Source organism: Mycobacterium sp. (assembly GCF_049673265.1).
GTDB lineage: Bacteria > Actinomycetota > Actinomycetes > Mycobacteriales > Mycobacteriaceae > Mycobacterium.
In genome coordinates, this window is the sequence record NZ_JBATXN010000321.1 from 1 (window position 1) to 1,815 (window position 1,815).

The window sequence follows — 1,815 nt, forward strand, 5'->3', positions numbered from 1 at the left end:
ACACCCGAATACCGATCACCTTGCCGGACTCGCCGTGCGGCACCTTCAGTGAGGTGTCGCGGACTTCGCGGGCCTTCTCGCCGAAGATCGCGCGCAGCAGCCGCTCCTCCGGGGTCAGCTCGGTCTCACCCTTAGGGGTGACCTTGCCGACCAGGATGTCGCCGTCGCGGACCTCGGCACCGATGCGTACGATGCCGCGCTCGTCCAGGTCGGCCAGCACCTCGTCGGAGACGTTCGGGATGTCCCTGGTGATCTCCTCGGCACCGAGCTTGGTGTCGCGGGCGTCGATCTCGTGCTCCTCGATGTGGATCGAGGTGAGCACGTCCTCTTCAACGAGCCGGTTGGACAGGATGATCGCGTCCTCGTAGTTGTGCCCTTCCCAGGGCATGATCGCCACGAGCAGGTTCTTACCCAGCGCCATTTCGCCGTTGTCGGTGCACGGACCGTCGGCGATCACCTGACCGGCCTCGACCCGCTCACCGCCGTCCACGATCGGACGCTGGTTGGCGCAGGTGCCGTGGTTGGAGCGGGCGAACTTGCGCATCCGGTAGGTGTGGCGGGTGCCGTCGTCGGCCATCACCGTGATGTAGTCGGCCGACACCTCCTCGATGACGCCGCTCTTGTCGGCGACGACGACGTCGCCGGCGTCGATCGCGGCCCTCAGTTCCATGCCGGTACCCACCAGCGGTGCCTCGCTGCGCACCAGCGGAACCGCCTGGCGCTGCATGTTGGCACCCATCAGGGCGCGGTTGGCGTCGTCGTGCTCGAGGAACGGGATCATCGCGGTGGCCACCGACACCATCTGGCGCGGCGAGACGTCCATGTAGTCCACCTCGGCCGACGACACGTACTCGACCTCGCCGCCCTTACGGCGCACCAGGACGCGGGCCTCGGTGAACCGGCCCTTCTCGTCGAGCGGCGAGTTGGCCTGTGCGACGACGTGGCGGTCTTCCTCGTCGGCGGTCAGGTACTCGATCTCGTCGGTGACCACACCGTCGCGAACCTTGCGGTACGGCGTTTCGATGAAGCCGAACGGGTTGACCCGCGCGTACACCGAAAGCGAGCCGATCAGGCCGATGTTGGGGCCCTCCGGGGTCTCGATCGGGCACATCCGGCCGTAGTGGCTCGAGTGCACGTCGCGGACCTCCAGCCCGGCACGCTCACGCGATAGACCACCGGGGCCCAGCGCCGACAGGCGGCGCTTGTGGGTGAGCCCCGACAGCGGGTTGTTCTGGTCCATGAACTGCGACAGCTGGCTGGTGCCGAAGAACTCCTTGATCGCGGCGACCACGGGCCGGATATTGATCAGGGTTTGCGGCGTGATCGCCTCGACGTCCTGCGTGGTCATCCGCTCGCGGACCACCCGCTCCATCCGAGACATGCCGACCCGGATCTGGTTCTGGATCAGCTCACCGACCGTCCGCAACCGACGGTTGCCGAAGTGGTCGATGTCGTCGGTCTCCACCGGCACCTCGACGCCGCCGGGGACGGTCATCGTGGCCTGACCCTCGTGCAGGCGCACCAGGTATTCGATGGTGGCGACGACGTCCTCTTCGGTCAGCGTCGTTCTAGAGGTTTCGGCGGGCTTTCCGCTCAGACCCAGCTTCTTGTTGACCTTGTAGCGGCCGACACGGGCCAGGTCGTAACGCTTCTCCTTGAAGAACAGGTTCTCCAGCAGGGTCTGCGCCGACTCCTTGGTCGGCGGCTCGCCCGGACGCAGCTTGCGGTAGATGTCCAGCAGCGCCTCGTCGGTGCCGGCGGTGTTGTCCTTCTCCAGCGTCGACATCATGATCTCGGAGAAGCCGAACCGGTCCC

1 protein-coding gene is annotated in these 1,815 nt (G+C 66.5%); it reads right to left on the reverse strand.

Annotated features, from left to right (window positions below; all coding sequences use genetic code 11):
- A partial coding sequence (gene rpoB, locus WBF82_RS11380) for a DNA-directed RNA polymerase subunit beta (protein WP_424383137.1) occupies positions 1 to 1,815 on the reverse strand: 1,815 nt, incomplete at both ends.